Source organism: Paraburkholderia sp. BL17N1, from assembly GCF_003634175.1.
Taxonomy (GTDB): Bacteria; Pseudomonadota; Gammaproteobacteria; order Burkholderiales; family Burkholderiaceae; genus Paraburkholderia.
This window is the reverse complement of record NZ_RBIW01000002.1, coordinates 3,499,084-3,525,552: the sequence shown is the minus strand read 5'-3', so window position 1 is coordinate 3,525,552 and position 26,469 is coordinate 3,499,084. Positions and strand designations below refer to the sequence as shown.

23 protein-coding genes and 1 pseudogene are annotated in these 26,469 nt (G+C 63.8%); 14 read left to right on the top strand and 10 right to left on the bottom strand.

Translation table 11 applies throughout. The annotated features are described in order from the left end of the window. Window positions 1-320: 320 nt before the first annotated feature. Window positions 321-1,763 carry a nicotinate phosphoribosyltransferase gene (locus B0G82_RS35730; protein ID WP_121310718.1) on the top strand — a complete coding sequence of 481 codons (1,443 nt, stop codon included), beginning with the start codon at window positions 321-323 and terminating at the stop codon, window positions 1,761-1,763. On the opposite strand, the gene B0G82_RS35725 is transcribed toward B0G82_RS35730, so the two are convergent. Together B0G82_RS35725 and B0G82_RS35720 are read right to left on the bottom strand one after the other, a co-directional pair. Next, window positions 1,760-3,613: an ATP-binding cassette domain-containing protein gene (locus B0G82_RS35725; protein ID WP_121310716.1), complete on the bottom strand. Its 1,854-nt coding sequence runs from the start codon at window positions 3,611-3,613 to the stop codon at window positions 1,760-1,762. The genes B0G82_RS35730 and B0G82_RS35725 overlap by 4 nt on opposite strands. A gap of 5 nt (window positions 3,614-3,618) precedes the next feature. Then, window positions 3,619-4,506 carry an extracellular solute-binding protein gene (locus B0G82_RS35720; protein WP_116145141.1) on the bottom strand — a complete coding sequence of 296 codons (888 nt, stop codon included), beginning with the start codon at window positions 4,504-4,506 and terminating at the stop codon, window positions 3,619-3,621. 95 nt (window positions 4,507-4,601) lie between these two features. On the opposite strand from B0G82_RS35720, the pseudogene B0G82_RS35715 reads away from it, so the two are divergent. From B0G82_RS35715 to B0G82_RS35700, 4 genes and pseudogenes are all read left to right on the top strand, one after another. Next, a pseudogene (locus B0G82_RS35715) lies at window positions 4,602-4,928 on the top strand (nitrogen fixation protein NifQ); the annotation flags it as partial. Window positions 4,929-4,986: 58 nt separating this feature from the next. Next, window positions 4,987-5,388 (top strand): LysR family transcriptional regulator, encoded by a 402-nt coding sequence (locus B0G82_RS35710; RefSeq protein WP_241974981.1) that lies wholly within the window; start codon window positions 4,987-4,989, stop codon window positions 5,386-5,388. 223 nt (window positions 5,389-5,611) lie between these two features. After that, on the top strand, window positions 5,612-6,103 hold the full coding sequence (locus B0G82_RS35705) for a nuclear transport factor 2 family protein (protein WP_116145137.1): 492 nt from the start codon (window positions 5,612-5,614) through the stop codon (window positions 6,101-6,103). A gap of 94 nt (window positions 6,104-6,197) precedes the next feature. Beyond that, on the top strand, window positions 6,198-7,085 hold the full coding sequence (locus B0G82_RS35700) for a 2OG-Fe(II) oxygenase (RefSeq protein WP_116145135.1): 888 nt from the start codon (window positions 6,198-6,200) through the stop codon (window positions 7,083-7,085). A gap of 19 nt (window positions 7,086-7,104) precedes the next feature. On the opposite strand, the gene B0G82_RS35695 is transcribed toward B0G82_RS35700, so the two are convergent. From B0G82_RS35695 to B0G82_RS35675, 4 genes are all read right to left on the bottom strand, one after another. Beyond that, window positions 7,105-7,431 carry a cation transporter gene (locus B0G82_RS35695; RefSeq protein WP_258875779.1) on the bottom strand — a complete coding sequence of 109 codons (327 nt, stop codon included), beginning with the start codon at window positions 7,429-7,431 and terminating at the stop codon, window positions 7,105-7,107. A gap of 109 nt (window positions 7,432-7,540) precedes the next feature. After that, window positions 7,541-7,975, bottom strand: a complete 435-nt coding sequence (locus tag B0G82_RS35690; RefSeq protein WP_121310712.1) for a GNAT family N-acetyltransferase — start codon at window positions 7,973-7,975, stop codon at window positions 7,541-7,543. 36 nt (window positions 7,976-8,011) lie between these two features. Next, window positions 8,012-9,451 carry an MFS transporter gene (locus B0G82_RS35685; RefSeq protein WP_121310710.1) on the bottom strand — a complete coding sequence of 480 codons (1,440 nt, stop codon included), beginning with the start codon at window positions 9,449-9,451 and terminating at the stop codon, window positions 8,012-8,014. A gap of 469 nt (window positions 9,452-9,920) precedes the next feature. Then, window positions 9,921-10,802: an oxaloacetate decarboxylase gene (locus tag B0G82_RS35675; protein ID WP_116145127.1), complete on the bottom strand. Its 882-nt coding sequence runs from the start codon at window positions 10,800-10,802 to the stop codon at window positions 9,921-9,923. Window positions 10,803-10,973: 171 nt separating this feature from the next. Here B0G82_RS35675 and prpR point away from each other — a divergent pair, with 171 nt between their 5' ends. The 3 genes from prpR to ahpF all read left to right on the top strand — a co-directional run bounded on the left by prpR (window position 10,974) and on the right by ahpF (window position 15,446). Further along, the gene (gene prpR / locus B0G82_RS35670; protein WP_241974975.1) at window positions 10,974-13,025 is read left to right on the top strand and encodes a propionate catabolism operon regulatory protein PrpR; all 2,052 of its coding nucleotides are present in this window, start codon (window positions 10,974-10,976) and stop codon (window positions 13,023-13,025) included. Window positions 13,026-13,139: 114 nt separating this feature from the next. Further along, a complete protein-coding gene (ahpC, locus tag B0G82_RS35665; RefSeq protein ID WP_116145125.1) occupies window positions 13,140-13,703 on the top strand; it encodes an alkyl hydroperoxide reductase subunit C in 564 nt (187 codons plus the stop codon). Between the two features lie 150 nt (window positions 13,704-13,853). Further along, on the top strand, window positions 13,854-15,446 hold the full coding sequence (gene ahpF / locus B0G82_RS35660; RefSeq protein ID WP_106278256.1) for an alkyl hydroperoxide reductase subunit F: 1,593 nt from the start codon (window positions 13,854-13,856) through the stop codon (window positions 15,444-15,446). A gap of 137 nt (window positions 15,447-15,583) precedes the next feature. Here the strand turns inward: ahpF and B0G82_RS35655 are convergent, their stop codons facing one another. Both B0G82_RS35655 and B0G82_RS35650 read right to left on the bottom strand, forming a co-directional pair. Next, window positions 15,584-15,997 (bottom strand): DoxX family protein, encoded by a 414-nt coding sequence (locus B0G82_RS35655; protein ID WP_121310706.1) that lies wholly within the window; start codon window positions 15,995-15,997, stop codon window positions 15,584-15,586. Between the two features lie 79 nt (window positions 15,998-16,076). Beyond that, a complete protein-coding gene (locus B0G82_RS35650) occupies window positions 16,077-16,802 on the bottom strand; it encodes a pirin family protein (protein ID WP_121310705.1) in 726 nt (241 codons plus the stop codon). Window positions 16,803-16,933: 131 nt separating this feature from the next. On the opposite strand from B0G82_RS35650, the gene B0G82_RS35645 reads away from it, so the two are divergent. Next, a complete protein-coding gene (locus B0G82_RS35645) occupies window positions 16,934-17,821 on the top strand; it encodes a LysR family transcriptional regulator (protein ID WP_121310703.1) in 888 nt (295 codons plus the stop codon). Here B0G82_RS35645 and B0G82_RS35640 read toward each other — a convergent pair. After that, entirely contained in the window at window positions 17,818-18,834 is a 1,017-nt protein-coding gene (locus B0G82_RS35640; RefSeq protein ID WP_121310701.1) for a 1-aminocyclopropane-1-carboxylate deaminase, read from the bottom strand. The two genes, B0G82_RS35645 and B0G82_RS35640, sit on opposite strands and share 4 nt — an antisense overlap. A gap of 162 nt (window positions 18,835-18,996) precedes the next feature. Between B0G82_RS35640 and B0G82_RS35635 the strand changes: the two genes are divergently transcribed. The 5 genes from B0G82_RS35635 (at window position 18,997) to katE (ending at window position 24,563) form a co-directional block, all read left to right on the top strand. Next, window positions 18,997-19,527: an Lrp/AsnC ligand binding domain-containing protein gene (locus B0G82_RS35635; RefSeq protein ID WP_116148869.1), complete on the top strand. Its 531-nt coding sequence runs from the start codon at window positions 18,997-18,999 to the stop codon at window positions 19,525-19,527. 222 nt (window positions 19,528-19,749) lie between these two features. After that, the gene (gene msrB / locus B0G82_RS35630; RefSeq protein WP_241975052.1) at window positions 19,750-20,190 is read left to right on the top strand and encodes a peptide-methionine (R)-S-oxide reductase MsrB; all 441 of its coding nucleotides are present in this window, start codon (window positions 19,750-19,752) and stop codon (window positions 20,188-20,190) included. A 24-nt stretch (window positions 20,191-20,214) separates the two neighbouring features. Further along, the gene (gene msrA, locus B0G82_RS35625; RefSeq protein WP_121311059.1) at window positions 20,215-20,958 is read left to right on the top strand and encodes a peptide-methionine (S)-S-oxide reductase MsrA; all 744 of its coding nucleotides are present in this window, start codon (window positions 20,215-20,217) and stop codon (window positions 20,956-20,958) included. 382 nt (window positions 20,959-21,340) lie between these two features. After that, window positions 21,341-22,237 (top strand): MipA/OmpV family protein, encoded by an 897-nt coding sequence (locus B0G82_RS35620; protein ID WP_116145115.1) that lies wholly within the window; start codon window positions 21,341-21,343, stop codon window positions 22,235-22,237. 196 nt (window positions 22,238-22,433) lie between these two features. Further along, window positions 22,434-24,563: a catalase HPII gene (katE, locus tag B0G82_RS35615; RefSeq protein ID WP_277872817.1), complete on the top strand. Its 2,130-nt coding sequence runs from the start codon at window positions 22,434-22,436 to the stop codon at window positions 24,561-24,563. A 75-nt stretch (window positions 24,564-24,638) separates the two neighbouring features. On the opposite strand, the gene treF is transcribed toward katE, so the two are convergent. Further along, entirely contained in the window at window positions 24,639-26,453 is a 1,815-nt protein-coding gene (gene treF, locus B0G82_RS35610) for an alpha,alpha-trehalase TreF (RefSeq protein WP_121310697.1), read from the bottom strand. Window positions 26,454-26,469: the final 16 nt, after the last annotated feature.

The window sequence follows — 26,469 nt, the reverse complement described above, 5'->3', positions numbered from 1 at the left end:
AAATCCGCTCGTCCATCGGCTGATCTGGACAGCGGACGCGTGCGGCTGCTACGCTGCGACACCCGGAGGCTGGCAGCCCGTGGCGCAGCCGGCTCAAATAATAATTCGCATATCGAACGAGTCTGCAGTGACATGGGCCGCTCATACGCGCGACCTCGGTGGAAGTGCTTCGTTGCCCCGAACCTATCGCGCCGATCGAAGCAAGGCGCGGTTCGGTGTGATTCCCACTGTGTTTTGACGGTGTATCGTGTCGTTATGGCCGGCCGGATGCGCGGCCCGTCTGCTTACTTTTCAGAGCGCCTATGAGCGCAGCATCGTCCATGCAAAACGAGTCCAGCGGTCTCAACGATATCGCGTCGATTCTGTCCAATCCGATTCTCAACACGGATTCGTACAAGGCGTCGCACTACCTGCAATATCCGCCCGAAGCGTCGGCGATGTTTTCATACATCGAATCGCGCGGCGGGCGCTACGACCGCACGCTGTTCTTCGGCCTGCAGATGCTCATCAAGGAATACCTGTGCCGCCCGATCACGCCGGCCATGATCGAGCAGGCCAAGGCATTCTTCACGGCGCACGGCGAGCCGTTCAACGAAGCGGGCTGGCGCTACATCGTCGAACACCGCGGCGGTTATCTGCCGGTGCGCATCCGCGCGGTGCCGGAAGGCTCGGTCGTGCCGACGCACAACGTGCTCGTCACGGTGGAATGCGACGACCCCCAGGTGTTCTGGCTGGCGTCGTATCTGGAGACCATGCTGCTGCGCGTGTGGTATCCGATTACGGTTGCGACGCAGAGCTGGCATCTGCGCGCGGCGATCCGCGGCTATCTGCTGAAGAGCAGCGACGACCTCGCGCAATTGCCGTTCAAGCTGCACGACTTCGGCGCACGTGGCGTGTCGAGCGCGGAGTCGGCGGCGATCGGCGGCGCGGCGCATCTCGTCAGCTTCATGGGCTCGGATACCGTGCTCGGTGTGGTCGCGGCGAACCACTACTACAACGAGACGATGGCGGCGTTTTCCGTGCCGGCGGCGGAACACAGCACGATCACCTCGTGGGGCCGCGAGCGCGAAACCGACGCGTTTCGCAATATGATCGCGCGGTTCGGCAAGCCGGGCGGGATCGTGTCGGTGGTGTCCGACTCCTATGATCTGTTCGCCGCGCTCGACGCCTGGGGCAACGAGCTGAAGCAGGCCGTGCTCGACTCGGGCGGCACATTGGTGATCCGGCCCGACTCGGGCGATCCGCAAACCATCGTGCTGCAAACGCTGCGGGCATTGGAGGCGTCGTTCGGATCGGTGGTGAACGGCAAAGGGCGGCGCGTGCTCAACACGGTGCGGGTGATTCAGGGCGACGGCGTGAATCCCGATTCGATCGAAACGATTCTCGCCGCTATGGACGAAGCCGGCTTCGCCGCGGACAACATCGTGTTCGGCATGGGCGGCGCGCTGTTGCAGCAGATCAATCGCGACACGCAGCGCTTCGCGATGAAGTGTTCGGCGATCCGGTTAGGCGACGAGTGGCATGACGTGCTCAAGGATCCTGTCACGGACGCCGGAAAGCGCTCGATGAAAGGGCGGTTGACGCTGCTGAGGAATCGCCACACGGGCGAGTATCGAACGACCACGCTACCTGTTGCCTGGGATGAGCGCACGGTCGCGAGCGATTGGGAAGACGCGCTGGTGACGGTGTTCGATTCCGGCAAGCTGCTGATCGATATGTCGCTGGCCGAAATCAGGAGCCGCGCTCACGCGCACGAAGGCTAGTGCGCCACGTCGCTCGCTGGCCAGACCGCAACGCCCGAAGCGCGGATCTCGATCCGGCACGGTGCGCCTTCGCGCAGGCGGGTATCTTCATTGGCAATGTCGAAGCGGACGCCGGCGATATTCACGCGGACATAGCGCTCGCCGCGCCGTAGTTCGACCGCATCGACCACGCCCGCATGCGTGCCGTCTTGCCCTACAACAATCGCATGTGACGATACGCGCCACATGACACGCTCGCCGGCAGGCAGGGCGAGCCCACTGTCGCCGGTTCCGATCACGAAGCCCGGCGCGATCTCGACCTGGCCCGACGCGCTCATCACACCTTCGCCGACGTTATGCAAGCCGAGCAGACCGGCCACGCGCATCGACGCTGGCCGTTCAAACACGGCGTCGATGAAGCCCGCTTGCAGCGCACGGCCCTGTTCGACCACCAGCACTTCATCAGCGAGCAACGCGGCTTCATCGGGATCGTGCGTGACGATAATCGTCACTGCGGCGATCTCGCGCTGCAGCGCGCGCAAGGACTGCTGCAAGCGGCGCCGCCGCGGCGTGTCCAGCGCGGCGAACGGTTCGTCGAACAGCAGTAGTTCGCTATGCCGTGTCAGCGCGCGCGCGAGCGCGACGCGCTGCCGCTGGCCGAACGACAGTTGATGCGGCAGTCGCGCAACTAGTTGCGCGAGACCCAGATGATCGAGCCAGTAACGCGCGCTCGCCGGATCGGCATCGACGGGAAAGGCCAGCTGCTGCGCGACCGTCATGTGCGGAAACAGGCCGTAGTCTTGCGGCATGTAGCCGATCTGCCGGCGTTCCGGCGGCAACGTATTCAATGGCGTCGCGCCGAGCGTCACGCTGCTCGTTGCGTTGGATTCGAGCCCCGCGATCAGACGCAGCGCCAGCGACTTGCCCGAACCCGACGGCCCGATGATCGCGAGGCGACGCGTCGCCGGCGTCCATGCGAGATCGAGATCGAACGCGCCCAATTGCCGTCGCAAATGGAAAGCAAGGCGCAAGTCCGCTGTTTCGCTGCTACTCGAAGCCGTCAGGCCCACGCCGGGTTGGAGCGTGTCGTCGCCGTTTTCGGTTTGATCGGGCGCGGTCTTTTGCCGAAGGCTGTAAATCGACAGCGCCGCGCAGACGATCGCGATGGCGAGCGTCGGCAGCAGCAGGGGCATCATTGCCGGCAAGCCTTGTCCGCCGAATACGACGTATGTGTAGACCGGCAACGAGTACGGGTGATAGGCCACCATCACGGTCGCGCCGAATTCGCCGAATGCGCGCAGCCACGCGAGCGCGAGTCCCGCGCGAATCGCCGGCCATGCAACCGGTAGCATGACGCGGAAAAAGCGGCTGCCGGCGTGATGGCCGAGCGTCGCGGCGACGTCGTCGAGTATCGGATCGACGGCGGTGAACGCGGACTTGGCGGCGATGATCAGGAAGGGCGCGGCGACGAAGACTTCCGCGAGCACGATCCCCGCGAACGAATCCGTCAGTACGCCGTTGGTGACGCGGCCGACCCAGCTATACGGGCCGAGCAGAAACAGCAGCAGCACACCGCTGGTGAGCGGCGGCAGCGCCAGCGGCAACTGCACGACAAAGCCGAGCAACGCCACCTTGCGCGAGTTCGAACGCGCGAGGAAATAGCCGAGCGGCACGCCGCCCAGCAGAATCGCGAGCGAGGCGACGCTCGCGCTCGCGGCGGAGACGCCGACCGCCGACCACGTCGCGCGCCAGTCGACATTGGCCCAGTCCGCCGCGCCGAGTTGCGGCACGCTCGCCACGAACGGCGCGCACAGATAGACGGCCAGCAGCGCCGCCAGCCACAGCAGCGGACGCGCAGCGGTACGTTTCATCGCGCTTACTGCGCGGCGTCGATTACGGCTTGCACCGACGGCGGCATGGCTTGCACGTTGCCGCTCACGGTCGGTTTGATGACGTCCACGCCATGTTGCTTGAGCAGCGCGCGGCCCTGCGTGCTCAACAGGAAGTCGACGAAGCTGCTCGCGCCTTCACGATTCGGCGCGTCGCTGAGAATGGTCAGCGTGTAGCTGGCCTTGGCCTGTAATTCGGGTGCGGGGCGGATTGCCGGAATCTTCAGGTCTGACGTTTCGGTGGAATAGAAAAAGCCGGCATCGAGCTGGCCTGATTGCAGACGGCCCACCAGCGTTTCCTCAGGCAACACCTGTTCGGGGTTTTCCGCGGCGCCAAGCGTTTTCTCGACGAGGTCCGGTTGATGGTAGAGCCCAGCCGCCCTGGTCACCATCTCGACGGTGAACGCGCCCTTCGGGTCGAGCTTCGGATCGGTCCGCCCGATGCGGATGCCCGGCTCCTGCAGCACCTGGTCCCAGCGCTTGCTCCTGAACTGCGGCGCGAATCTGCTTTGCGGGTTGTAGCCGATCATCAACGGCGATTCGGCGAAGTTCACATACCACGTGACGTGATCGCCGTTTGCCGCGCCCGTCAGACCGTCATTCACCTTGGGGCTCGCGCTGATGAATACGTCGCCGCGGCGCAGTTTGCCCTTGATCTCGTTGGCGATCTTGTTCGAGCCCGCCGCGTAGCCGCGGAAATGCTGGCCGGTGGCTTTCTCGAATGCCGGGCCGATGCTGCGCTCCATCAGGTTGACGAGCGAACCGGCGTACAGCACGTTGACCGTATTGTCCTGCGCGAACGCGGGCATGGTCGTCACGATGCCGGAAACGACCGCGACAGGAGCGACGAGAGAAGCGAGCAGCTTGCGAATCATGCGATAACCCCGATGCGTTATTAAGAGCGCTATATTACGACGTCCTCGCGTTGTCTTGTGTGACGACGCTGCCCCGCGTTAATTGAGTGGGAGGCGTCCGCACGCTCCACGCCCTATTGCTCATGCGGGCCAGCGCCACGGTCCAGGCGGACGACGCGCAGTGTCTCGCGGCGATCGTCGCTCATGCCTGTTTGCGCCCGGATCATCTGTGGCGCGATCTCGGTTTCGCCGGCCGCGACGAAGTCACGTGGATGTTGACGCGCTATTTCCCTGCGCTCGTTGCGTTGAATACCGCCAACTTGCGGTGGAAGAGATCCCTCGCCGAACGACGCGCGCTGTCATTGGGTTTGCAGCCTGGGCCGGCGCCGGGTTGTCCGGGCTGCGAAGACTACCGGCATTGCTTCCCAGACCTCCGAGGATGACCGTGACGGCCGATCGGCCAGGGTGGCGGCGCAAGGCGGTTCGTGTATGCTTTCGCGCATGGCTGACACCCCAAAAAACACCCCCGCGCCAGCGGCAAAAAAAGCCGCGAAAACGCGCCCCGAAGTGCGCTTCAGAATGCGCATCCGTAGCGCGGACGCGGTCGCGCTCGGGCCGGGCAAAGTCGAGTTGCTCGAAGCCGTGCGCGAATTCGGCTCGATCTCGGCGGCGGCGCGCAGCCTCGATATGTCGTACCGGCGCGCGTGGCTGCTGATCGACGAACTGAACCGCTCGCTCAAGTCGCCGGCCACGCATTCGGAGCAGGGCGGTCAGAGCGGCGGCGGCTGTACGCTCACGCCGGTGGGCGAAACCATCATTCGCCTGTACCGCGACGTCGAAGTCGAGGCGCAGCGCAGTTGCGCGAAACAGATCGCCGAGTTGACCAGGCTGATCCGCTCCTGAGGTGCCGAGTTCGTGAACAGAGCTCGCTCAGCCGTGCCGCAGGCAAAACACCGGAGTAGGCGGATTGCCCAGTTGGGCGAGATTCTCCGGATGCAGACGGGCCATCAATTCGACAAAGCTCGCCACGCTGGCCGTGCGCTTGTGCGGCGTGCCCGCCGTCGAATGATCGCCGGGCGCTTTTCCGGATCGACTTCAAAAACGGCCAACGCACCCCATCAAAACAATGAGCCATCCCAACGCGAACACCAACACCGAACTGATCCAGTGTTTCTACACGGCGTTCCAGCAACGCGACGCCGAAACCATGGTGGCCTGTTACGCGGACGACGTCGTCTTCAGCGACCCCGCGTTCGGCGAGCTGCGCGGCGAAGAAGCTCGCGATATGTGGCGCATGCTGGTGGCGCGCGCACAAGACTTTTCGCTGACGTTCGAAGGCGTCGAAGCGGACGAGCGCAGCGGCCGCGCCCACTGGATTGCGAGCTATCTCTTCAGCCAGACGGGGCGCGCGGTGGTCAACCGCATCGACGCCCGTTTCGTGTTTCGCGACGGACGCATCGTCGAGCATCGCGACAGTTTCGATTTGTGGAGCTGGACGCGCCAGGCGCTCGGCCTCAAGGGGACGCTGCTCGGCTGGTCGCCGCTCGTGCAGCGCGCTATCCGGGCGCAGGCGCGAAAGGGCCTCGAACTCTACAGGCGCCGTCAGCAGCGCACTTGAGCAACGTGCCGCGCAGTCAGGCCTAAGACCGCCTGCTTGCTATCATTCAGCCACGTGATGCTGAATTTTTTCAAGCGGACGAATGAGGAATGCTATGCCAGTAGTGGATGCCGCATGGGAAGAGTGGCTGAGCAGCAACGTGGCGCGCGGCTGCAGTCCCGATTCGATGGTCGACGCCATGGTGCAGGCCGGTTTTGCCACCGACGCCGCGCGCGCGGCCGTGCACAGGACCTTCGGCCAGGACCCGGCTAAAGCGGCGAACCCGGCCTTTGCCGCGGCGGCCGCGACCGAGGCGGCGCTCGCCAAAGCCGCGCCACGAACGTACCAATACGATGATCCGCCCGTCGCGCGCGGCAATCTGATCCGCGCGCACGATCGCGACGTGCGTGTGCTGATGCGCTGCGAGCGTCCCCAGGTGATCGTGTTCGGCGACGTGTTGTCGCCGGACGAATGCGCCGAGATGATCGAGCGCTCCCGCCATCGGTTGAAGCGCTCCACCACGGTCAATCCCGATACCGGCAAGGAAGACGTGATCCGCAATCGCACCAGCGAAGGCATCTGGTTTCAGCGCGGCGAAGACACGTTCATCGAACGGATGGACCGGCGTATTGCGAGCCTGATGAACTGGCCGGTCGAAAACGGCGAAGGGCTGCAGATTCTGCACTACGGCACGACCGGCGAATACCGCCCGCACTTCGACTACTTTCCGCCGGATCAACCCGGCAGCGCGGTGCATACCGCGCAAGGCGGCCAGCGCGTCGCCACGCTGGTGATCTACCTGAATGACGTGGCGGACGGCGGCGAAACGATCTTCCCGGAAGCGGGCATATCGGTAGCGGCAAGACAGGGCGGGGCGGTGTATTTCCGTTATATGAACGGCCGGCGCCAACTCGATCCATTGACCTTGCACGGCGGCGCGCCGGTGCTCGGCGGCGACAAATGGATCATGACGAAGTGGATGCGCGAACGCGCTTACGGCTGACGCGAACCGCTTCCAGATTTTATTCAGCCGGTTGACCGGCGGCGGCAGTCGCGTTGCCGGGCGAGCCAGCGAAAAGTTGCTTCAACGCGCTGCGGCCGCTTACGAAGCCCATGCGCATGATCATCAGGCCGATCGCCGCGCCGGCGATGTGGTCGAGCATCGGCATGCCGGCCAGACTGCCTGCGAGTCCCAACGTCGCCACCAGCGCCGACACCGCGTCGACGCGCGCGTGCCACGCGCTGGCCAGCAGAATCGCCGAGCCGGTGCGGGCGCCTTCCGCGCGCATATAGCGAAACAAGGCTTCCTTGGCGAACATGACGAAGCCGCTCACGGCCAGCGCGCCGATAAGCGGGACGGTTTTTACTGCTTGTGCGGTTTCTGTTCCCGCAGCAAATTAACCGTCCAACGTGGCACACCGATGACAGCGCCGCGAGAGTTCGCGGCGCGCGCTACGCTCAGGCCGGCTTGTACACGTCCGGGTTATGCCGCTCCATATAACGTTCCGGCGTCGCGAGTCCCGTGAAGCCGTGCGGCTCGTACACGCGATGCGCGTCCGTCGTCACCAGCACGATTCTTCGCAAGCCCTGCAGCGACGGGCTCGCGAAAACGTGCTTCATTAAAGCGGACGCATATCCGTTGCCGCGATACGCCGGCAGCACGAACACGTCGCACAGGTAAGCGAAAGTCGCCTCGTCCGTGATCAGGCGCGCGAACGCGATCTGTTTGCCGTCGATATAGCCGCCGAAACACAGCGAGCCCGCGACGGCCCGCTCGAACGTCTCGCGCGGCATGCCCTTGGCCCACGGCGTTTCTCGCGACAGGAACGTATAGACCGTCTCCATATCGAGCGCGGCCTTGTCATTCGAAATCGTCAGTTCGTGTGCTTGCAACGCGTGTCTCCTGCCGTTTATCAACGTGTTTTCTCGTCAACCCTTGGCCGGGTCTTCGCTGCCGCGCGAGCCGCCGCCGATGCTCTGGCCGGCATTGCGTGCGAGACCCATGTAGCCGATCACGGATGCCAGCGTCACCACGCCCGCGAACAGAAACGCGAGACGGAAATCGTCGAGCGTGAACACGCGGCCCGTGATCTCGCCATTGAAGAACGCCGCCGCGCGCAGCGACACCGCGCCGAAGGCGATGCCGAGGCCGATTGTCATTTGCGCGGCCGCGCTCCATAGCGTGCTGGCGGCGCTCATCTGCGGTTGCGCGACGTCGGCATAGGCGAGTGTGGCGAGCGTGGAGAATTGCATCGAACGCGCCACGCCGTAGATGAACACGACGAACAGCACCAGCGCGAGCGGCACGTTCGGGCTCAGCAATCCGCACGCGATGATGAACACGCCGGCGACCGTCACGTCGACGATCGACACCATGCGGAAACCGTAACGCTGCAGGATGCGTGTGGTCAGCGCCTTCATGCCGAGGTTGCCGAGCGCGCTCGCGAGCAGCAACAGCCCCGACTTGAACGCCGACAAGCCGAAGCCGACCTGGAACAGCAGCGGCATCAGATAGGGCACCGCGCCAATGCCGATGCGCGTGAACGAGCCCGTCACCACCGTCACGGAGAAAGTGGGGATTTTCAGCGTCGAGACGTCGATGAGCGGATGCGGATGACGCTTCGCATGCTGGAACGCCACCACGCCCACCAGCAACCCGCCGACGATGATCGCCCCGGCGATCCACGGATTCTCGCCGGGCTGGCTTGCCAGCTCCGCGCCGTAGAGAATCGCCGTCAACGCCGCGCCGCTCAGCAGCAGGCCGACCACGTCGAGCGGCTTGCGTTCGGTGCCGCGCAGGTTCGGCACCAGCGCGAGCGCCACGGCCATGGCCGCGAGGCCGAACGGCACGTTGAGCAGAAAGATCCAGCGCCAGGACGCGTAGGTGGTGATGAAGCCGCCGATCGGCGGCCCGACCACCGGCGCGGCAATCGCCGGCCACGTGATGGTCGAGATCGCCTGCATCATGCGGCTCTTTTCGGTGCTGCGGACCACGATCAGGCGGCCCACCGGCACCATCATCGCGCCGCCTATGCCTTGCAGGAGACGTGCGGCGGTGAACTCGACGACGCTCTGCGACAGGCCGCACAACACGGAAGCCACGGTGAACACGCCGATCGCGCTGAAGAACACCGTGCGCGAGCCGCAGCGGTCGGCGACCCAGCCGCTCGCGGGGATGAAGATCGCCAGCGCCAGCATGTAGGCCGTCATGCCGAGACTGAGGCTGTTGGGGCCGACACCGAACGAGTGCGCCATCTGCGGCAGCGCGGTGGCGATTACCGTGGTGTCGAGGTACTCCATGAAGAAGGTGGCCGCGACGATATACGGAAGCCAGCCGACGTGCGTGTTGCGTGTCTCGCTGCCGCTCATTGCGCGGCTCCTGTCGGACGGCTTGCGGTGTCGTGCGAGCGCATTCCAGCGCCGATGCTGTGCCGGCGCTTCGCGCGCGATGGTTGGACCTTCATGTTCTTGCGACTACCTTTTGAAAACGTGTTTCCGGCATCCGGACGGGGCGGACGGGCGACGGGATCGCGGCCGCGGATGGGGCGCAGCGGCACGGCCATCGACGATGGCAAGCGAGCGCCAGCCCTGAATCCTAACGCAATAAATGGCGCCATACCGCCTACCGCGGCGAGTGCCGCGTGTGCGCGGCAGGCGGCGCACGCAGCGTGCCCGTTAGGCCGGCAAGTCCGTGGGCCTGAAAAGCCCGCAAGCCGGAAAGACCATAAGCCCGCGCGCCCCTGCAACGCGTCGAGCCCACACGCGCACGGAAAGTCGGCAAAGCAGCAAGCCGGCTAGCCGAGCCGATCAACCGGACACAGCGTCCTCGTCATGCTTCTTAGTCTTTCGCGGCGTACTCCCGATCCAGCTTGTCATACAGCGGCTTGTTGACCAGCCGCTGGCGTTCGCTGAACGGCGCGACCAGCGTGGCATCCTCGTCGAGGCGGCCATTGCTCTTCAGCGTGCCGAGCGCGCGCTGCATGCCCAGCACCGCGCCTTGCAGCGCCGCGTTCGCGTACAGCACGATGCCGTAGCCGAGCTTGGCGAGCGCCTCGCGCGATTGCACCGGCGTCTTGCCGCCGATCACGATATTGATCAGCTGCGGCTTGTCGAACAGCCCCGGCAAACGTTCGATGTCGGCGAGCGATTCGGTCGCTTCGATAAACAGGATGTCGGCGCCGGCTTCGATGAAGCGATGGCCGCGCTCGATCGCGTCCTCAATGCCGTGGACCGCGGCCGCGTCGGTGCGCGCCATGATCTGCAGATTGCCGTCTTCGCGGGCATCGACGGCCGCGCGGATCTTGCCAACCATCTCGCTGGCGCTGACCACTTCCTTGCCGGAAAAGTGGCCGCATTTCTTCGGCATGATCTGGTCTTCGAACTGGATCACGTCGGCGCCGCTGCGCTCCAGCACGCGCACCGTCTGGCGCACGTTCAGCGCGTTGCCGAAGCCGGTGTCGGCGTCGACGATCAGCGGCAGCGCGACCGCGTCGCGAATCCGCGCCGTATGTTCGGCGACTTCGGCGAGGCCGATGAAGCCGAGGTCGGGCAGACCGAGCGACATATTGGTCACGCCCGCGCCCGTGATGTAGATCGCCTCGAAGCCGGCGTCCTCGATCACGCGGGCGCTCATCGCATTGAAGGCGCCGGGCACGAGCAGGCCCTGGCGTTGGTTGACTTTGGCGCGGAAGGCGGCGCGGCGGGCGGCGGATTGGGTCATGACGGTGTGTCTCCTGTGAGGAAAGTCGGATAAATGGCGCGAGCGGGAATAGGCAGAAAGCGTGCCATTTCTCGGTTTTGCGAGTTTGCCCCAAACAATCAGCGAGTTAGCCGGCAAGCGGCGAGGCGCGCGTTCATGGCACAATGAGCGCACCGTTCCATGAAACGTTCCATGGAACGTTTCAACAAAGACCGGAGCGCCGCGGTGTCCTCTTTCACGTCGTCCCTTGCGAACCCCGATCCGGGCCGCCCAGGCATCGCACTGGTGAGTATCAGCCGGTTGCAATCGCTTTGCGAGACTGTCGCGCCACGCTATGCCGGGCGCGCGAAATTCTTCTCCGTCCGGGAGGGCTACGGCGCCGCGGTCACTGCCCTGCAAGCTTACGTGGACGCAGGCTCCGTCGACGTCGTGCTGGCCGCCGGCTCGAACGGCGCTTACCTGCGCGACAACCTGAACGTGCCGGTCGTGATGGTCAAGGTGAACGGCTTCGACGTCCTCAGCGCGATTACCCGCGCCACGACCACGTGGCCGAACGCGCAGATCGGCCTCGTGCTGCACGAAACGATCTCGCACGAACTGGCCGACCTGAGCGCGTGGCTGAAAGTCAGTCTGAAGCAGCGCGCCTACCGTTCGATCGACGAAGTGCGGCTCGCGGTCGACAGCCTCGCGGCCGAAGGCTGCAGCGTCATCATCGGGCCCGGCATGGCGTGCGATTTCGCCCAGCAGGCCGGCCTCGCGAGTGTTTTCCTGTATTCGCTCGGCGCCGTCGAAGAAGCGTTCGAGCGCTCGGTCGAACTGGCGCGCGTGAGCCGCCAGAAGGAATCGAAGCGCGTGCGCCTGAACACGATCGTGGCGCATCTACGCGACGGCGTCGCCGCTTTCGACGACGCCGGCCAGGTCGAGGCCGTCAATCCCGCCATGCTCGACTTGCTGGGTCTGGACCGCGAGCAGGACGTGCCCGCGCAAGTCGAGCGCGCCGTCGGGCCGCTGTTGCGTGAGACGCTCGAACACGACCTGCCGATCGAGGAGCGTATCGAGCAGATCGGCGGCCGCGCGCTGATCGTCAATTGCGTGCCGATCGTGGAGCAGGGCGTGCGCTCCGGCTCTGTGGTGACCTTGCAGGACGCGCTGGTCGCCCAGCGGATCGACCGCTCGCTGCGCACCAGCCAGCGGCCGAAGCACCTGGTCGCGCGGCATCGACTGGATGACCTGATCGGCAACTCGACGGCGCTCGAGCGCGTGCGGCGGCTGGCGCGCGCCGGTGCCGCGCACGACGCCACCGTGCTCCTGAGCGGCGAAAGCGGCACCGGCAAGGAACTGGTCGCGCAAGGCATCCACAATGCGAGCCGGCGGCGCGGCAATCCGTTCGTCGCGTTCAATTGCGCGGCGTTGCCCGAGGGGCTGATCGAAAGCGAACTGTTCGGTCATGAGGAGGGCGCATTCACGGGCGCGCGGCGCGGCGGCAAGCCAGGGCTGTTCGAAATCGCCCACACGGGGACGATTTTCCTCGACGAAATCGGCGAAATGCCGGCGGCGCTGCAAAGCCGCCTGTTGCGGGTTCTGCAGGAGCGCGAGGTGATGAAGCTCGGCTCGGGGCGCGCCACGCCGGTCGACGTGCGGGTGATCGCCGCCACGCACCGCGACCTGCACGCGCTGGTCGAGCAGGGCGCGTTTCGCGCGGATCTGTATTTTCGTCTGAACCTGCTTCAGTTAAAATTGCCGCCGCTGCGCGAACGGCGTGACGATGTGCCGCAACTGGCGCGTCACTTGTTAAGCCGCAGTGCGACCGAGTATGGCTTGTCGGAAAGCGCGCTCGAGCGGGTGCTGGCGTTTCTTGCGCCCCTGTTCGAACACTACGCGTGGCCCGGCAATGTGCGAGAGCTGGAAAATCTGCTGACGCGCGCCGCAATTTATCTCGGCGATGCAGCGGGCGTTGCCGGTCAGGATTGGCAGGCGATGTTTCCGGAATTCGGGCGCATGGAGCGGGCGGGGACCGCCAAGGCGAGTGTAAGCGGCATAAGCGGCACGAACGGCGGCGCGAATGCCGCAAACGCTGCCGCCGAGCCTGCCCCCAGCCGCATCAGTCCAACCCGCGAGGACGTACTCCACGCCCTTGAACAGGCTGGCGGCAACCGCGCTGCGGCGAGCCGGGCGCTGGGAATCGGCCGTACTACCCTCTGGCGGCTTCTGAAGGCCGACCCACGGCGTGATAGGCAGGAGTAGCGAGATAAATAGCGTCAGACTATCGTCGTTATTAAAACACTCTGCTTTACCTATTAAGCGTCGTCTGACATACTGACTCCACTTTCCAACCACTCCGAAAGAGGACTCAGCAAAATGCCGATCATCAACAGTCAAGTCAAACCGTTCAAGGCGCAGGCTTATCACAATGGCGATTTTCATACCGTCACGGAAGAAAGCCTGAAGGGCAAGTGGTCGGTGTTCGTTTTCTACCCGGCTGACTTCACCTTCGTGTGCCCGACCGAACTGGGCGACCTGGCCGACCGTTACGACGAATTCAAAAAGCTCGGCGTCGAAATCTACAGCGTGTCGACCGATACGCACTTCACGCACAAGGCATGGCACGACACGTCGGACACGATCCAGAAGATCAAGTACCCGATGATCGCTGACCCGACGCTGGCCATCTCGCGCAACTTCGACGTGCTGATCGAAGAAGAAGGCCTGGCACTGCGCGGCACGTTCGTGATCAACCCGGAAGGCGAAATCAAGCTGGCCGAAATTCACGACAACGGCATTGGCCGTGACGCCGGCGAACTGCTGCGCAAGGTGCAAGCTGCGCAATACATCGCGGCTCACCCGGGTGAAGTCTGCCCCGCCAAGTGGACGCCGGGCGCTGAAACGCTGACCCCGTCGCTCGACCTGATCGGCAAGATCTAAGGTCTCACGACCTTTCGCAGTCGGCGCCTCGCGGCGCATCAGCGTGCGGATCGCGTTTCACAGTGATCCGCACGTCCCCGGACCTCGCGCGCTCTATCCGGCGCGTGCGGTGCCGGGAACCCAACACCATCGCCACGGAATCGAATAGCCATGCTTGATGCCAATCTCAAGACTCAGTTGAAAACGTACCTCGAAAAGGTTAGCAGGCCTATCGAGATCGTCGCGTCGCTCGACGACAGCGCAAAATCGCAAGAGCTGCTGGCATTGCTGAACGATATCGCGACGTTGTCGGAACGCGTCAACGTGATCGAACGTCGTGGCGACGCCGAGCGTAAGCCGTCGTTTTCGATCGGCGAGCCGGGCAAGGACACGGGCATCCGTTTCGCCGGCATTCCGATGGGTCATGAATTCACGTCGCTCGTGCTTGCGTTGTTGCAGGTGGGCGGCCATCCGGTCAAGCTCGAAGATGCCGTGATCGAACAGATCCGCAATCTCGACGGCGACTATCAATTCGAAACGTATTTTTCGCTGTCATGCCAGAACTGCCCGGAAGTCGTCCAGGCGCTGAACGTGATGGCGTTGATCAATCCGCGCATCCGTCACGTGGCGATCGACGGCGCGCTGTTCCAGAACGAAGTCGAAGCGCGCCAGATCATGGCGGTACCGACCATGTTCATGAACGGCGAAGTGTTCGGCCAGGGCCGCAGCGGCGTGAAGGAAATCCTCGCGAAGCTCGACACCAACGCCGGTGCGCGTGCCGCGAAGGAACTGGAAAAGAAGCCGGTGTTCGATACGCTGATCGTTGGCGGCGGCCCTGCGGGCGCGGCTGCGGCGATTTACTCGGCGCGCAAGGGTATCGCGACGGGCGTGGTGGCGGAGCGCTTCGGCGGTCAGGTGCTGGATACGCTGGCGATCGAAAACTTCGTTTCCGTGACGGAAACCGAGGGGCCGAAGTTCGCCACGGCGCTCGAGCAGCACGTGAAGACTTATGAAGTCGACATCATGGACGTACAGCGTGCTGAGGCGCTGATTCCGGGCCGCATCAACGAAGTGCGTCTGGCCAACGGCGCGGTGCTCAAGGCCAAGACGATCATTCTGGCGACGGGCGCGCGCTGGCGCGAAATCAACGTGCCGGGCGAACGCGAGTATCGCAATCATGGCGTGGCGTACTGCCCGCACTGCGACGGTCCGTTGTTCAAGGGCAAGCGCGTCGCCGTGATCGGCGGCGGCAATTCCGGTGTCGAAGCGGCGATCGATCTGGCAGGTATCGTGCGTGAAGTGACGCTGTTCGAGTTCGGCGCCACGCTGCGTGCCGACGAAGTGCTGCAACGCAAGCTGCGCAGCCTCGCGAATGTGACCGTCATCACGCAGGCCCAAACCACGGAAATCACCGGCGACGGCAAGAAGGTCAACGGTCTGGTCTACAAGGATCTGCGTTCGGGCGAAGTGAAGCAGATCGAACTGGAAGGCGTGTTCGTGCAGATCGGTCTCGTGCCGAACACGGAATGGCTCAAGGGCACGGTCGAGTTGTCGAAGCACGGCGAGATCGTCGTGGATGCACGCGGCGCGACGTCGGTGCCGGGCGTGTTCGCCGCCGGCGACGTAACCACGGTGCCGTTCAAGCAGATCGTGATCGCCGTGGGCGAAGGCGCGAAGGCATCGCTTTCCGCGTTCGATCACCTGATCCGCAATAGTGAAGAAGTGGAAGTGGTTGGTGAAGCTGAGGTTGCAGTAGCGGTTTGACGCAGTGGTGTGAGTAGTGGAAGTGGACGGCGGCCTTTGGGCCGCCGTTTTTGTTCGCGCTTGACATCGCCCGGCATCAAGCCGGATGGCTTTTTTTCTGACGTACCGCCCGCACCGCTCCGCGCGAGCCAGCCGCCTCAACGCCGATCGATCGAATACTTCCCGGCGCCCGTCACACACAGCAGCAACAATCCGCCGATGATGCTGATGTTCTTGTAGAAGTGAATCATGTTGTCGTACTGCACCGCGCCGGTCATGTTCCAGTAATGATGGCCAATGAACGCGGTGCCGAGCGTATAAATCGCGAGCAGCAACGCAAGCGGTCGCGTAAAGAATCCGACCAGCAGCGCGATGCCCACGACGAACTCCATCACCACGGCGATCACCGCCGACAACTCAGGCACCGGCGCGCCGCTCGACGTCATATAAGCCACGGTGCCGGAAAAACCGGTGAGCTTCGACCAGCCGAACATGACGAACAGCACCATCAACAGAACACGGGCGACGAGGATGACCGCGTCTTTCTGATTTTCAAACAGCGTATAGCGCATGATTTTTGTCTCAACAGGTAGGAAGAAAGTGGCTCGCCGGCTTGTTTCCGGCGAGCCCGTATTTAGCTCATTCGGCCGTTCAAGCCCACAACTCCGACGTCTCGATGTTGCGCAAGTCGAACACGAGGACTTCCGCATCGTGGCCTTGCGTGAAGGTTAGCGCTTCTTCGCCGCGCACACGCGCACCATCGCCTTCCTTGAACTCGACGCCGTTCACAGTCACGCTGCCGCGCGCCACGTGGACATACGCATAGCGATCGCTCGCCAGTTCGAGCCGCGCCGTTTCATCGCCGTCGAAGAGACCGGCATAGACCCGCGCGTCCTGCTGCACCGTCAACGAATCGTCCGCACCGTCCGGCGAGATCACGAGGCGTAAAACACCGCGCTTCTGGTCCGCGCCGAAGTGACGCTGCTGATAACGCGGCGTCGTAGCTTTTTGCCCTGGCGCGATCCAGATTTGCAGGAAGTGCACCGGGTCGCTCTTCGAATGGTTGTATTCGCTGTGCGCGACGCCGGTTCCCGCGCTCATCAACTGGATGTCGCCGGGCACGATCACCGAGCCGGTGCCCATCGTGTCCTTGTGCTCCAACGCGCCTTCCAGCACGTACGAAAAGATTTCCATGTCGCGGTGCGGGTGCTTGCCGAAGCCTTGCGCCGGGGCAACGCGGTCGTCGTTGATCACGAGCAGATCGGAGAAGCCGTTCTGCTTGGGATCGTGATAGTTAGCGAAGGAAAACGTATGACGCGAGCTGAGCCAGCCGTGCTCCGCGCGGCCGCGTTGATTGGCGTGTCTGATTTCAAGCATCTTTTTTCTCCTTGGGTTGTGCGATCCGGCCAGATGTTTGTCCGCGATCCATGAATGAGAGTGTAGGTCAATCCATACCGGTATAATCGCCATGAAATCGGAAACACTGTCACTGTGGAGTGGACAATAAGATGCAGCTCGATGACATGCGGATTTTCGTCACCACGGTGGACGCGCACAACTTCACGGCCGCCGCCAACCGCCTGTCGCTGTCGAAGCAGTTCGTCAGCCGCCGGGTGATGGCGCTGGAGGAAACGCTCGGCGTGCAGTTGCTGATCCGCAATACACGCAAGCTGGCGGTGACCGACCTCGGGCAGGAGTTTTACGAGCGCGCCAGACGCATCCTTGGTGAAGTGGAAGACGCCGAGCAGGCCATGTCGCTGCGGCGCGCCGGGCCGCGCGGGCTGTTGCGCGTGAGCGCACCGATGTCGTTTGGCATGGCGCATCTGTCGCCGCTCGTGGCGATGTTTCTGCGCGAACACGGCGACGTGCGCTTCGAGATGGAGTTAAGCGATCGCACCGTTGACGTGGTCGGCGAAGGCTTCGACATGGCGATCCGGATCGGCAGCTTGCCGGATTCCACGCTGATCGGGCAGAAGCTCGTGGATATCCGGATGGTGGCCTGCTGTAGTCCCGGTTATGCGCGGCGCCGTGGCGCGCCCAAGGTGCCCGCCGACCTGACGCGCCATTCGTGTCTGTTATACGGGCACGGTGGCGCGGTGAGCTGGGAGTTTGTCGTCGATGGCGTGACGAAAGGCGTCGAGGTCCACGGGCCGTTGCGCGCCAACAATGGTGAGCTGGTGCGCGATGCGGCCGTCGCGGGCCTCGGGATTGTTCGGCTTCCTGATTTTATCGTCGCCGATGCGCTCAAAAGCGGTCAGCTCGTGCCGGTGCTCGAAGCATTCCTGCCAGCCGCCACGAGCGTCTACGCGGTGTATCCGCAGCACAGGCAAAGCTCCCTCACGATCCGGGCGTTCGTGGAATTCCTGAGGGAGCACTTGAGAAAGCGCCTGGTTTAGCCGTTGCGGAAAATAAAACTGTAGCCATTCAACGCCGGCACGCCGCCGAGGTGCGCGTACAACACGCGCGAACCTGCGGGGAATTCGCCGTTGCGCACCATCTCGATCATGCCGTGCATGGATTTGCCTTCGTAGACGGGATCGGTCAGCACGCCTTCCAGGCGCGCGCACAGACGGATCGCTTCGAGCGTGCCGTCATTCGGCAAGCCGTATTCCGGGCCGCCGAAGCGTTCGTCGAGCACCACGTCCTTACTGGTGATATCGCGTCCCAGGCCGACCCGTTCGGCGGTTTGCTTCGCGATGCGGGTGATCTGCTCGCGCGTCTGCGCGGGCTTGGCCGACGCGTCGATACCGATCACACGCTCGGCGCGGCCGTCATCGGCGAAACCCACCACCATGCCGGCCTGCGTGCTGCCGGTCACGGAACACACGACGATATAGTCGAACTTGAAGCCCAGTTCAGCTTCCTGCTGGCGAACCTCCTCGGCGAAGCCGACGAAACCGAGCCCGCCGAGCGGATGGTCGGAGCAGCCGGCCGGAATGGCATACGGCTTGCCGCCGGCGGCCCGCACGCTTTCCAGCGCATCTTCCCAGCTCTTGCGAAAGCCGATGTCGAAACCATCCGCGACGAGGCGTACGTCGGCGCCGAGAATGCGCGACATCTGGATGTTGCCGACCCGGTCGTAGACCGCATCCGAATAATTGACCCAGTTCTCCTGCACCAGCACGCACTTCATGCCCAGATGCGCCGCCACGGCCGCCACCTGGCGCGTTTGGTTCGACTGGATCCCGCCGATCGATACGAGCGTGTCGCAACCCTGCGCGAGCGCTTCGGGGATCAGGTATTCGAGCTTGCGCGTCTTGTTGCCGCCGAATGCAAAGCCGCTGTTGCAGTCTTCGCGCTTCGCATACAGATGCACTTTGCCGCCGAGGTGGTCGCTCAGGCGCTTGAGCGGCTGGATCGGCGTCGGCCCGAAGGTCAGCGGGTAGCGAGGGAATCGTTGCAGGTTCATGGCAGCTCCGTGGTCGGGTAGGTGGGACGCGAACGGCATCCGGTCGCGTTGAGCAAATGGTAGGGAAAAGAGCTGGAAATGAGCTTGCAAAAAAAATGGCCTGAGCATAGTTTTGAAAGTGCAAAACTGCGATCTGCTTAAGAAATGACCGTGAACAGGCCCATGAACGCAACAAAAATTCGTAGCACCCCGACGGCGGTGGCCGCCGCCGCCGCCGTCCCGGCCGATCCACTGCAGGCGCTCGACCGCATCGACCGCGCGATCCTGCGGCAATTGCAAACCGACGCGTCGATTTCGAACGTCGCGCTCGCGGCGAAGGTCAAGCTGAGTGCGCCGGCGTGTCTGCGTCGCGTGGAGCGGCTCAAGGAGTCGGGGCTGATCCGCGGCGTCGTCGCGTTGATCGATCCGAAGGCGGCGGGGGCGGGGATGCTGGTGATCATCGGCGTGGTGCTGGACCGCTCCACGCCGGAGTCGTTCGCCGAGTTCGAAAAAGCGGCGCAGAAGGTGGCCGGCTGCATGGAGTGCCACGTCGTGACGGGCGAATTCGACTACTTCATGACGATCCGCACGCGCGACAGCGACAGTTTCAATCGCCTGCACGCGGAGCAGTTGCTCTATCTGCCGGGCGTCCGGCAGATCCGCTCGTTCATGGTGCTCAAGGAAATTCTCTCGACCACGAAATTTCCACTGTAATCGCCGTTGCGGCGGCCACCGTGACACAAAAAGACGCGCATGCTGTCACTTATCCCGCTCTCGTGCGACCAAGCATCGGGAGCACTCGCGGGCGGCGCGGTTGGCGCCGGAGCGGGTGAGCGGCACGGACTTTCCGGAGCGATCATCATGGCTTGCAACAGACGGATATTCTTCAGGTTAATCGGCGCGCTGTCGCTGGCCGGCGGCGCCTCGACGTGGCGCATGGCGCGCGCGGCACAGACGCCAGGCGGCGGCGCGGCAGCCGCCTACGAGGTTACGCACAGCGACGCCGAATGGCGCAAATTGTTGACCGACGCGCAATACCGCGTGCTGCGCGAGGCGGGCACGGAACGCCCGTTCACCAGCCCGTTGAACGACGAGCACCGCGCGGGCACGTTCGCCTGCGCCGGGTGCAAACTGCCGCTGTTCTCGTCGAAGACCAAGTTCGACAGCGGCACGGGCTGGCCGAGTTTCTGGCAACCGCTCGATCACGCGGTCATCACGCATACCGACAAGTCGTTCGGCATGACGCGCGACGAAGTGCTATGCCGGCGCTGCGGCGGCCATCTCGGCCACGTGTTCGACGACGGCCCCAAACCAACCGGCCTGCGCTATTGCATGAACGGTCTGGCGATGACGTTCACGCCCACAACGGGCGCGTGATTCAGATGAATCAGGATGGACCTCATGAACTTCCACAAACGGATTGACGGCAGCCCGGCGCGCTCGCGCGTGGCGGCGATTTCACTCTCGGTCGGACTCGGCGCACTCGCGCTGCTGCTGGCGCAGCGCATGGCGTTTTCCTCGGAGGCCGCCGTCGTGATCGCCCCACCGGCGCTTGACGAACCGGTGTCCGCCGCGACCGCGCACGAAGAAACCGCGGTCTTCGCGGGCGGCTGCTTCTGGGGCGTGCAGGGCGTGTTCCAGCATGTGCGCGGCGTCACGAAGGCCGTCTCGGGGTACTCGGGCGGGCAGCGCGACACGGCGCAGTACGAAACGGTCAGCGGCGGCGACACGGGGCACGCGGAGTCGGTGCAGGTCACGTTCGACCCGACCAAGGTCACATACGGCCAGTTGCTGCAGGTGTATTTCTCCGTGATTCAGGACCCGACCCAATTGAACCGCCAGGGGCCGGACAGCGGCACGCAATACCGCTCGGCGGTGTTTCCGCTGAACGACACGCAGCGGCGCGTGGCGCAAGGCTATATCGCGCAACTCGACAAGGCGCGCGCCTTCCCGGCACCGATCGTGACGAAGGCCGAGCCGTTCAAGGGCTTTTATCCGGCCGAGTCGTATCACCAGAACTATCTGACGCTGCACCCCAACTCGGCGTATATCGCGATCAACGACATGCCGAAGGTCGCCAACCTGAGGCGTCTGTTCCCGAATCTGTACCGCGACAAGCCGGTGCTGGTCGAGGCATCGCAGTAGGCCACGAGAATGCCGGCGCGGCGTCTTGCGGCGCCGGCCGCGCCTTGTTCACCGCATCCGCATTGGCATCCGCGTGCGCGTATTCGTCTCTTTGTGTCTTCGTCTTCCGCCAACCCGAGCCCGTTCTCCAGCGACTAGGCCCGCATTTTGCACGAGTGCGTCCATCGGCAAATCTTTCGTGCCGCTCTGTTCAGACAAAAGCCGCTATTTACAGGCTTCTGACGGATGCGGCTCGTGGGATTGCCGAGCGATACGTGTCGTTCGCTGAAAAAGTTACATGCCGCAGGTAGCAACGCGGCGGTCGCCCTGGTGCTTTTTATCCCTTGCGGATCCCGGGGCGAGAACATAACCCTCTTCGCATAGGCGAGATCGGAGGCTTCTGGTGTTTAACAGCCGTAGAAAGCGGGGCGGCAAGCTCCGCAATAAACAAACAGGCATCGCGGCATCCTCCCTGGTGGCCGTGGCCATCGGCGGCGTTGCCGTCATTCCGCATTCGGCCTCGGCGCAAACTCCCTCGCCACTGGGCGAATGGCAATATTCGGTCGGCATTCCATTGCAGAAGATGTGGCAGCCCAATATTCCGGACTGGCAGGTGCGGCTTGGCGCGGCGACATCGTTTCAGCCGCGCTATGAGGGTTCGGACCGGTATCACCTGATGGCGGGACCGAGCATCGACGTGCGCTATAAGGATCTGTTCTTCTTCTCGAGCGGCGAGGGTTTTGGCGTCAATTTCGCGCAGGGCGAGAACTGGCGCGCGAGTCTTGCCACCGTCTACGATCTGGGACGCCGCGGTCATGACGATCCGCAAGAGTTGGACGGCCTCGGCAATATCAACCCGGCGCCGGGCGTCAAACTGTCGGGCGAGTACGTGATCTCGAAGGATTTCCCGCTCGTGCTGCGTGCCGACGTCAGGCGCTATTTCGGCGGCTCGAACGGCTGGATCGGCGATCTCGGCGCCTATATGCCGATGCCGGGCAGCACCAAAAAGTTCTTCTGGTTCGCCGGTCCGAACGTGACGCTGGCGGACTCCACTTACATGAATAGCTGGTTCGGCGTGAATCAGACCCAGGCGGCAAATTCGAAATACTCGCAGTACCACGCCAGCGCGGGATTCAAGTCGGTGGGCTTCGGCATCAGCGCGATATGGCTGTTCGACAAGCACTGGTTCGCCACCGCGGACGGCGCCTTCGAACAACTCGTGGGCAGCGCGGGCAATAGTCCGGTCACGCACCGCAAAGCCAACGGCGTAGCCGACATTTCGATCAACTACCGCTTCTGATCGCGCGCTCTGGCGCATCCATCAACGCACGGCGGCGCGCCATTCGCGGCGCGCCCGCCGCATAGCCCATTCATTACCGCTCAGCTATCACCAAGCGCGACTCGCCGCGCCCCCGCGCTGGTATATCGATTGCTGCATTGTTTGGTTGCGTCAGACCGGATTTCCCCACCGGCACGCCCCCGAACGCAAGGAGCAGATTCTCATGGCAGGTAAAACGAATACGCAGAAGCCCGCAGCGAAGAACGCGCAGGCGGCCAACCCGCAAGCGGATCCGAAATCGAAGGATCTCGAACAGTTTCGAGTCAGCCCGGAAGGCCAGGCGCTGAGGACCAATCAGGGCGTCAAGATTTCCGACAATCAGAACAGCCTGCGCGCCGGACCCCGCGGCCCCTCGCTGCTCGAAGACTTCATCATGCGTGAGAAGATCACGCACTTCGACCACGAACGCATACCCGAGCGCATCGTGCATGCGCGCGGCTCGGCAGCGCATGGCGTTTTTCAGGTGTACGAGTCGATGAAGGAGTACACCAAGGCCGCATTCCTGCAGGACCCGGCTGTCCAGACGCCGGTCTATGTACGCTTTTCCACGGTGCAGGGTCCACGCGGTTCCGCCGATACGGTGCGCGACGTGCGCGGTTTCGCCGTGAAGTTCTATACGCAGGAAGGCAACTACGATCTGGTCGGCAACAACATGCCGGTGTTCTTCATTCAGGATGCCATCAAGTTTCCCGACTTCGTGCACGCCGTCAAACCGGAAGCCCCGAACGAAATGCCGACCGGCGGCTCCGCGCACGATACCTTCTGGGACTTCGTTTCGCTGGTGCCCGAGTCCGCCCATATGGTGCTGTGGACCATGTCGGATCGCGCGATTCCGCGCAGCCTGCGCACCATGGAAGGCTTCGGCATTCACACCTTCCGTTTCGTGAATGCGCAAGGCAAGGGACGCTTCGTCAAATTCCACTGGCGCCCGGTGCTGGGTTCGTATTCGCTGCTGTGGGACGAAGCGCAGAAACTGGCCGGCAAGGATCCGGACTTTCATCGGCGCGACCTGTGGGAGTCGATCGAAGCGGGCAACTTCCCTGAGTTCGAACTGGGCGTGCAGATCATCGAAGAAGCCGACGAGCACAAATTCGATTTCGACTTGCTCGATCCGACCAAGCTGATTCCGGAAGAACTCGTGCCGGTCAAGATCATCGGCAAGATGACGCTCAACCGCAACCCGGATAACTTCTTCGCCGAGACCGAACAGGTGGCGTTCCATCCGGGCCATATCGTGCCGGGCATCGACTTCTCAAACGATCCCCTGTTGCAAGGCCGTTTGTTCTCGTACACGGATACGCAGATCAGCCGGCTGGGCGGCCCGAACTTTCACGAGATTCCGATCAACCGGCCGGTGTGCCCGTTCAACAACAACCAGCGCGACGCGATGCACCGCCAGGCGATCAATGTCGGCCAGGCTTCGTATGAGCCGAATTCGCTGAGCGGCGGCTGGCCGAAGGAAACCGATCCGGCACCGTCCGACGGCGGCTTCGAAAGCTATCAGGAGCGCGTGGAAGGCACCAAGATCCGTGTGCGCAGCGAATCGTTCGCCGATCATTTCTCGCAGGCCGCGCTGTTCTATAACAGCATGTCGCAGCCTGAGAAAGACCACATCGCCGCGGCCTATCAATTCGAACTCGGCAAAGTGACGAAGCCGGAAATTCGTGCGCGCGTAGTAAATGAGATTCTCGCCAACTTCGACGCGGGACTCGCGGCGCAGGTGGCCGAGGGCCTCGGTTTGCCCGCACCGAAGAAAGGCACGGTGAAGCTGAGCGGGCCCAAGGAGTCGCCGGCGCTGAGCCTGCTCAACCGCGTGCGGCCGGGAATCAAGACCCGCAAGATCGCGCTGCTGGCCGCGCCGGGTTCCGACGGCGCCGCCATCAAGGACTTGCAGAAGGCGCTGCAGGGCGAAGGCGCGGTGCCCATGCTGATCGCGCCAACGCTTGCCGCGATCGACGGCATGGCGCCGGACGCCACCATTGCCGGCTTGCCGTCGATCATGTTCGACGCGGTGATCGTGGTGGGCGGCGACAAGGGTGCGAAGACGCTGGCCGGATCGGGCGACGCGCGGCATTTCGTGCTCGAGGCGTTCAAGCATCTGAAGGCGATCGCGGCGATCGGCGCGGGCCGTGACGTGCTCGCTGCCGCGCACTTGCCCGACCATGCCGACGGCGTCGCAACCGGCGACGACAAGCAGGCCGCCGACGTGCTGAAGGCCTTCGTCAAGGCGGCCGAGCAGCATCGCGTATGGTCGCGGGCGAAGCAGGCCGAGACCGTGCCGGCTTGAGCGTGCGGTGAGTTGTCAAAGGACCTGGCTGGTTCGCACTGGCCAGGTCTTTTTTATTGCAGCGTAAAGAGCGCGCTAAGGATTCACCCGCGTGCCATGCAGCCGATGCGTATTCTTCGGCGCGGCGGCAGCGGAAGCCGCAGCCGCCGACACGCCCGCCGGACCTTCGGGGATATCGCTAGGACGCGACGCCTGCAACGTCCGCGGATAGAGCACGAGCAACGCGCGCAGCACGCCGTTGGTCCAGCCGAAGCCATCCTGCAGCGGATACTCGCCACCGCCGGCCGAGACGCCTGGCGTGGCTGCGTCGATGTCGTATTTTTCGACGAGTTTGCCCGTATGCTGGTAGTACGACACATTGGTCCTGATCCAGCGAGTCGCGATGGTTTGCGCGAGCGCCATTTCGCTATAGCGCCGCAGGCCGATTACCGCCAGATACTGCAACGGCGCCCAGCCATTAGGCGCGTCCCACTGCTGGCCCGTCGCGGTTTGCGTGGTGGCGAGCCCGCCCGGGCGCAGCAATTCGCGCTGCAATGTCGCGGCGACAGTCTTCGCCTGCTGACGGGTCGCGATCCCCATATACAGCGGATAGACCGTCGCGGCCGTGAGCCGGTGCGTGAGCGTGTGATGCACGAAGTCGTAGTCGCCGAATGCCTGCAATTGCGGATCCCACAGCACGCGGCGAATCGCTTCGGCGCGCGCGGCGGCGCGCTGTTCCATATTCTCCGCATGCGTGACGTCGCCGTGCAGACGATAAGCCCTGGCGAGCGTGCGTTCCAGATCGGCCAGCAGGCAATTCAGATCGACGGGCACGAGCGAGGTCACGTCCACGGTGGCGAGCGTCTTGCCGTCCGCAAACCAGCGCGAACTGAAATCCCAGCCGGTTTCACCGCCCGCTCGCAGATTGCGCCACAGATCCGCGGAATCGCGTTGCGGCGTTTGCTGCGCGGTGAGGACGTCTTCGCGATACGACTCGTCGCGCGGCGAGGTGCGTTCGTCCCAATAGCGGTTGAGCAGCGTGCCGTCCGGCAGGCGCACCACGTGCCGGTTTGCGTGGCCGGCGGGCAGGCCGTCGGCGCCGTCCATCCAGTAGGCGTACTCGCGCTGCAACTCGGGCAGATACTGCGCGTAGATCGCGTCGCCATCTTTTTCGGCGACGAGCTGCACCATCTGCGCGAAGAACGGCGGTTGCGAACGGCTCAGGTAATAGGTGCGGTTGCCGTTTGGAATATGGCCGTACCGGTCGATCAGGGTTGCGAAGTTTTTCAGTTCGTCGACAACCAGCGCATGCTGTCCGCTCTGTTCGAGGCCGAGCATGATGAAGTACGAGTCCCAGTAGTAGATCTCGTCGAAGCGGTCGCCCGGCACGATATACGCGTACGGCAGCGGCAGCAGCGAGGACCATGGGCTCGCGGTCGCATCCGGCTCGCGGCGCAGCACGTTCCAGAGCGTGTCGATATGGCCCACCACATCCTGATTCGGATCGGACACGTAGGCCTTGGCAGTGCGCGTGGGCAGCGTGAAGTTCCGCTTCACGAAGTCGGCGAGATTGAAATTGGGCTGTTGCTTCGCGGCGTTGTACGCCGCCACGATCCGCGCGGGCGCTGAAAGCGGCACCATGTCCGCAAAGGTTTTGCTGTCGGGATAGAGATGCGCGAGCTGCACGTCGCGATAGAGCGCCGCGTATTGCTCGGACGGCGGCACGGGCACGACCGGCGAAGCCTGCGTGGGCGCCTCGACGTGCACCGTGGCGGCGACAATGCCGCCGCGCGCCGCGGGCGGCTCGGCAAGCTGCGCCGCGCCGCCCAACGAGGCATGCCACACGAAGGCCGCGGCGAGGGCGATACGCCAGGGCGCGCGGGAGAAATCGGTGAAGGCGTGAGAAGGCATCGGCTACCGGAAGAAA